This is a genomic window from Streptomyces sp. NPDC005808 (assembly GCF_042871385.1).
Classification (GTDB): Bacteria; Actinomycetota; Actinomycetes; order Streptomycetales; family Streptomycetaceae; genus Streptomyces.
The window spans coordinates 23,038-27,321 of the sequence record NZ_JBIAIK010000032.1; the positions used below are offsets into that span (position 1 = coordinate 23,038).

The following is a 4,284-nucleotide window of genomic DNA, read 5'->3' on the forward strand; positions in this document are numbered from 1 at the left end:
GCCGGCCGGCCCCCGCGCCGCGGCGGGGGGGGGGGGGGGGGGGGGGGCGGCGGCGGGGGGGGGGGGCGCGGGGCCCCCCCCCCCCCCCCGCCGGCGGGCCGGCCCCCCCCCCCCCCCCCCCCCCCCCCCCCCCCGCCCCCCCACCACACGATCAGAAGAAACGTATAGCCATGATCAGAAGAAGACGGACCGCCGCTGTACCAACAACTTGTACAGCGTGTGCTGGATCTGCTCACGCACCTGATCCGTCAGGTTGAACATCAGCATCGGATCCTCCGCCGCCTCCGGCGGATAGCCGTCCGTGCGGATCGGCTCGCCGAACTGGATCGTCCACTTCGTGGGGAGCGGGACCGCACCGAGCGGGCCCAGCCACGGGAAGGTCGGAGTGATCGGGAAGTACGGGATTCCCAGTACGCGCGCCAGAGTCTTCGCGTTGCCGATCATCGGGTAGATCTCCTCCGCGCCGACGATGGAGCACGGAATGATCGGGGCGCCCTGGCTCAGGGCCGTGGAGACGAAGCCACCGCGGCCGAAGCGCTGGAGCTTGTACCGCTCGCTGAAGGGCTTGCCGATGCCCTTGAAACCCTCGGGCATCACGCCGACCAGCTCGCCGCGCTCCAGCAGCCGTTCGGCGTCCTCCGCGCAGGCCAGCGTGTGCCCGGCCTTGCGCGCCAGCTCATTGACGACCGGCAGCATGAAGACCAGGTCGGCCGCCAGGAGGCGCAGGTGCCGGCCCGCGGGATGGTTGTCGTGGACGGCGACCTGCATCATCAGGCCGTCCAGCGGCAGCGTCCCGGAGTGGTTGGCGACGATCAGCGCCCCGCCCTCGGCCGGGATGTTCTCGATGCCCTTCACCTCGACGCGGAAGTACTTCTCGTAGAGGGGGCGGAACACGGACATCAGTACCTGGTCGGTGAGTTCGGCGTCGTAACCGAATTCGTCGACCTCGTAGTCGCCCGTCAGCCGCCGTCGCAGGAAGGACAGGCCTCCGGCGATGCGCCGCTCCAGTCCGCTTCTCTCGCGCGGCTCCTGGGGCGGCTGTTCCTCACGTGTCACGGGAACATCATCTCGCTGTGCGGCCGGGGTCGGCAGGGGCTGGACCTCACGTACCGCCACGGGCTCGCCCGTGCGCCGGCCGGCCGTGCTCCGGCGGCGCGGCGGGCGCTGCACCGCACCCCCGCGCGACCGGTCGTCGTCGAACGGAATGACCTTGGCGTCCGCCATCGTTGATGCGCTCCTCAGTTGGCGCTCTGCTTCGGGGGCTGACCGCCGCCCAGGTAAGGCAGCGCGGCGATCCGGTCAACGGCTGCCGCGACGGCCTCGGGGGGCAGGAGTCCGGGCCCCCGGCTGCGGGCGAAGTCCGCGAAGGTCTCCGCCGTCGTGTACTTCGGCCGGAATCCGAGCGTCTCGCGCATCTGCTTCGTCGCCACGACCCGGCCGTGTGTGAGCAGCCGCAGCTGCTCCGGCGAGAAGTCCGTCACGCCCAGGGTACGCACGGCCGTGCCCGCCCAGGACAGCGCGGGCAGCAGCAGCGGAACCGTGGGGCGGCCCAGGCGCCGCGAGCACTGCGAGAGCAACAGGAGGCCGTCTCCCGCGATGTTGAACGTGCCGCTGTTGAGCGTCCCGCGCGCCGGCTCGTGAGAGGCGATCCGCAGGACCTCGATCACGTCGTCCTCGTGCACGAACTGCAACCGCGGGTCGTAGCCGAAGACGGTCGGCAGCACCGGCAGCGAGAAGTACGAGGCGAGCGGCGAATCGGCGCTCGGCCCCAGGATGTTCGCGAACCGCAGCACACACACGGCCACGTCGGGCCGCCGGCGCGCGAATCCCCGTACGTACCCCTCGACCTCCACGGTGTCCTTCGCGAAGCCGCCGCTGGGCAGCGACTTGGGCGGGGTGGTCTCGGTGAACACGGCCGGATCGCGCGGCGCCGACCCGTACACGTTCGTACTGGACTTCACCACGAGCCGCTTGACGGTGGGGGACTTCTGGCAGGCGCCCAGCAACTGCATGGTGCCGATGACGTTGGTCTCCTTGACCGTCGTCCGGCTGCCGCTGCCCAGCGCGGTCCCCGTCACATCCATGTGCACGACCGTGTCGGCGTTCGTCTCGGCGAGCACGCGCGCGATGGTCGGGTGCCGGATGTCGGCCTGGATGAAGTCGGCCCCGCCCAGATGGTGCTCGGGCGGCACCGCGTCCACGGCGATCACCCGGTCCACCTGTGGGTCACGCTGGATCCGCCGCACGAACCGGCCGCCCAGTCGGCGGGCAACTCCGGTCACGAGCACGACCTTCCCCAAGATCAGCGCCTTCCCTTCAATGCGGATGTAGCTCTGTTCGGCTCTGTTCGTACTCTGCCGTGTTCCCCGTGTGCGGCCAACTTAGCGGGTCGGTGTTGCGCTGTGATGACCGCCCGATGCACGACGTGACGACATCCCCGTACGTGCGATCAGACCAAGCCATTCGGCGCACGGATTCGGTTCACCGCCCACAAAGGCTTTCCATGACGGATCTGCGGGACGGATCTGCAGGGCCGGATATGCCTGTGGCCCCCCACCAGTTGGTGGGGGGCCACAGTACGCGCTTCTTGCGGCGCCGCTTACTTCTTGTTGCGACGCTGAACGCGAGTGCGCTTGAGCAGCTTGCGGTGCTTCTTCTTCGCCATCCGCTTGCGCCGCTTCTTGATAACAGAGCCCACGACTAACCCTCGCTCACTTCTCTTTACTCGCTGCTGGGCTGCATGGGCCCACACGACTATGAGGGGCCAGCCTACCCGTCCGAGCGCTGAGGTCGTAATCGAGGGGATCCGGGAGATCTCCGGGCGATCGACGGACGATCCCGGAGGATCTGCCGAAGCTGCCCGGAGGGTCTCCCGGAGGGTCTCCCGGACCACCGTCAGGCTGTCTCCACCCCCACATAGCTCTCGCGGAGGTACTCGTGAACAGCTTGCTCCGGCACCCGGAAGGACCTTCCCACCCGGATCGCCGGCAGATGACCGCTGTGCACCAAGCGGTACACGGTCATCTTCGACACTCGCATCACCGAGGCGACTTCCGCCACGGTCAGGAACTGAACCTCGTTCAGAGGCCTCTCGCCAGCTGCAGCCATGACACACCTGAACCTTCCGCACTCGACGGTCACCGGCTTCCCCTTCCGGTGACACTTCGTCGTTGCGTGCTCACTCCCCAGAGTAGGGGCGGGTGATGCGAGTGGGGAAGAGGAGCTGCGATCGGCCGCCTACTGTGACAGACACGCTCGATTGAGTACATAGCGAGTAAGCGGTCGGTAGTAATCAGACCGCACAGCGTCATCAAGCGGAACGACGACGGACACCCGCCCCTCTGCCTCCCCGACGAAGAGCGCAGGATCGTCCGTATCCGCCAGCCCCATCGCCTCGAACCCCAGCTGACCTGCTCCGCAGACCCATCCGTGGTCTCCGATCACAAGCTCCGGGAGGGGTCCACCGACCTCCGCCGCGGCGGCCAGAACGGTACGAACCGGGAGGGGTGAGTGGGTGTGTGCGCCGGTCGCACTACCGGGCGCCTGCACGCCGGGTTCGCGTACCAGCGCGACACCTTGTACGTAGTCAAGGTTGTACGTGCGTAGACCGAACCGGGTCGTTATGTCGACACAGTCACCCTGCGCGGGGGTGAGGACAGTACATCCCGCCGCCGACAGCGCGTCCGCGAGAGCGGCGTAGAAACCGATCAGCCGATGCGGATGGCCGGTGCCGAGAAGCACCGGTTCGCGTCTGCGAGCCGCCTCTCCGAGCCGCGCCGCGAAGGCGTCGAGGGCGGCCAGGGTCCGCTCAGGATCGATCACATCATGCCCCGAAGTGTGCGACGGGTCGGCGGAAACCCCGCACCTGTCCGCCATCAACTCGATCAAGTCCCGCTGCCGCCACGCCCATTCGGGATCAAGCCCGAGCAGCACGCGAGGATCACGAGCGGCGAAGAGCCGATAACTGCGCAGGCTCTCCTCGCGCGAGGTGGCCACAGGCCCCGCCAACCGGGCGGCCAACAGGTGTGCACGCAAAGCTCCGGTGCTCAACACGTCAGCGATGCTGACGCATTTGCCGGGTGTTCACCCCGAAAATCCCGAAAAGGCCGCACAGTTGGCGTAACGGTCTTTCAGCCCGTCCGGGGATGGGGATCTTTCTCTTTCAGCCCGTCCGGCGTTTGAGGACGAGGCCGTTCAGGCCGACAGCGGGGGTCTGGGGGCGGCAGCCCCCAGGAACAAGGGACGGGCAGGGGCGGAGGGGGCGAAAAACCAAGGCCCGCACCC

The 4,284-nt window shown here is 68.3% G+C and carries 5 protein-coding genes; all 5 read right to left on the bottom strand.

What is annotated here, in order from left to right:
• Positions 1 to 174 precede the first annotated feature (174 nt).
• A complete protein-coding gene (locus ACFYPC_RS36645) occupies positions 175 to 1,224 on the bottom strand; it encodes a lysophospholipid acyltransferase family protein (RefSeq protein WP_391891670.1) in 1,050 nt (349 codons plus the stop codon).
• Between the two features lie 14 nt (positions 1,225 to 1,238).
• Positions 1,239 to 2,300 (bottom strand): NAD-dependent epimerase/dehydratase family protein, encoded by a 1,062-nt coding sequence (locus ACFYPC_RS36650; protein WP_391891671.1) that lies wholly within the window; start codon positions 2,298 to 2,300, stop codon positions 1,239 to 1,241.
• Positions 2,301 to 2,599: 299 nt separating this feature from the next.
• Positions 2,600 to 2,698, bottom strand: a complete 99-nt coding sequence (locus ACFYPC_RS36655; protein WP_003948845.1) for a 30S ribosomal protein bS22 — start codon at positions 2,696 to 2,698, stop codon at positions 2,600 to 2,602.
• A gap of 197 nt (positions 2,699 to 2,895) precedes the next feature.
• Complete coding sequence (locus ACFYPC_RS36660; RefSeq protein WP_004984898.1) at positions 2,896 to 3,108, bottom strand: helix-turn-helix domain-containing protein; 213 nt, start codon at positions 3,106 to 3,108, stop codon at positions 2,896 to 2,898.
• Between the two features lie 129 nt (positions 3,109 to 3,237).
• Positions 3,238 to 4,053 carry a phosphatase gene (locus tag ACFYPC_RS36665; RefSeq protein ID WP_391891672.1) on the bottom strand — a complete coding sequence of 272 codons (816 nt, stop codon included), beginning with the start codon at positions 4,051 to 4,053 and terminating at the stop codon, positions 3,238 to 3,240.
• Positions 4,054 to 4,284: the final 231 nt, after the last annotated feature.

Bases quoted from the DNA above. Each gene is read 5' to 3' on its own strand.
- ACFYPC_RS36645 (WP_391891670.1), bottom strand. From the start codon at position 1,224: ATGGCGGACGCCAAGGTCATTCCGTTCGACGACGACCGGTCGCGCGGG.
- ACFYPC_RS36660 (WP_004984898.1), bottom strand. From the start codon at position 3,108: ATGGCTGCAGCTGGCGAGAGGCCTCTGAACGAGGTTCAGTTCCTGACC.